Source organism: Moorena sp. SIO4A1, from assembly GCF_010672065.1.
In the GTDB taxonomy this organism is placed as follows: domain Bacteria; phylum Cyanobacteriota; class Cyanobacteriia; order Cyanobacteriales; family Coleofasciculaceae; genus Moorena.
Map to the genome: position 1 here is coordinate 1 of NZ_JAAHHX010000561.1, position 1,668 is coordinate 1,668.

General features: G+C 47.1%; 2 protein-coding genes. Both read right to left on the reverse strand.

Annotation, left to right across the window (positions count from 1 at the left end):
- The coding region (locus F6K53_RS40640) for a carboxypeptidase-like regulatory domain-containing protein (RefSeq protein WP_293085867.1) at positions 1-679 on the reverse strand (679 nt) is incomplete at its 3' end.
- 86 nt (positions 680-765) lie between these two features.
- Positions 766-1,332 carry a DUF4255 domain-containing protein gene (locus F6K53_RS40645; protein WP_293085869.1) on the reverse strand — a complete coding sequence of 189 codons (567 nt, stop codon included), beginning with the start codon at positions 1,330-1,332 and terminating at the stop codon, positions 766-768.
- Positions 1,333-1,668: the final 336 nt, after the last annotated feature.

The following is a 1,668-nucleotide window of genomic DNA, read 5'->3' on the forward strand; positions in this document are numbered from 1 at the left end:
TCAAATTGTGAGTGGTCACTTGCCCTTGGTTCAAGTCTACAAGTTGAGACGTTTCTTTCTGGTAGCCTTGGGCAACAACTTTAACCTTAACTGGACGAGCACTTGATTTATCCGTAGATGCTTCGAGACTACTCAGGAGATAGTTCCCATCGTTGTCAGTAAAGGTATACTCACCACTCCCCTCAATCTCAACTTTGGCCATAACGACAGCTTCACCGTCCTCTGAGTTGGTGACGTTACCCTTGAGAGCAGTTGGTTGGAAATAGAAATTAACAGTAGGTATCGCGATCGCACCATCTGAATCTCGTGACACCTGAACCTCGGTATCATCGGATTCGAGATCAGAATCAGGCGGTATCGTTTTGATGGTTGGGTCAGCACTATAGCGAGTACCCGTACCTAGCAAGGAAGCCGTCAAGGTATATGACCCATCAGGGAGATCCTGGAAGTAGAAATAGCCGTCAACTCTCGTACGAGTGCGGTCAGGTCGCTCGACCCTCTTTTCCCAGTCATCTCCATACAGGCCAGCTAGCAGATCTAACTTGCTTTTCAAGCTTTCGGGCATATCGGCAATTTCGACCACTGCTCCCGGAATCACCTGCTTAGTTTGGGCATCTTTAACCTGCCCAGCGATCGCAACCTGATGGCGGATTGCTTCCAACCTAATCTTATTTGACACGAGCAATACTCCCTTAGTCAACTATCTTGGTTATGGCTAATGGCTAATGGCTAATGGTAAATAGTCAACCAATTCCCAATCCGCAATTACCCAATCCTGATATCTGTTACCAAGGTTCCTGCCTCAACTGGATCATCGACTTCCACAGCCATAGTAAGGGTGTAGTTCAATGCTGGTCTGGGCTTTCCTCCCATTGCTTGCCAGAATTCACCCAAACTCTGTAGGTTGCTCTGACTCAGACTAACTGTCCTGATCGGAGGTTCCATCCCCCTGAGGCTTCCCTGTAATACAGCCGCTGGAATTATACGATGACGCAGTAGCACTTTCATTACCTCCCCCAGCCATTGGTGCTCTTCTTGCTCTGGTCTTTGACCATTACCTGTAAGAGCGGACCAAGCGGTGATTAGGTAAGAGCAATCCACTCGCACTGGATTACGCCTTTTGGTTGCCCTACCGTTACTGCGTTCTGTTGACCAGGTGGTGTTGCGTAACTCCACATTCTCACGCACATCGTAAAGAAAAAGATTAATCGCTGGCTTGACACTAAAATCCTTGTCAGGTGTGGCAAAGCTAATAGTAACTGACGAGATTAGCTCAGGAGGTAGTTCGCCCTTGAGCAATTCCTCCAACGTTCTATCCAGGTCATGAATCATCGCATTTCCTCACTCTTAGCCCAGGTCGCCAAATCATCGGCAAACTGGCTGAGGTCAATCGGCAATTTTAGTTGCCAAGTACCCACTTTAGTCTGCAAACTGTCCCTTAAATCTTCTCCGTAACAACAATACACACAACTTAAACGTGCTTAGTGAATTGTTTGCACAGTTATTTGAGTTATTACGAATCATCACATTAGGCCAGCATACTGACCAAAATCACCCTCTATTAACACTTTTCCCATCTTCTGATACTCTCGCCGGACTGCACGCAGCAGGTGATTCATCTTGACAATTCCACCATCATCTGCTGCTATAAAAGCAGCAGCCAGAGCA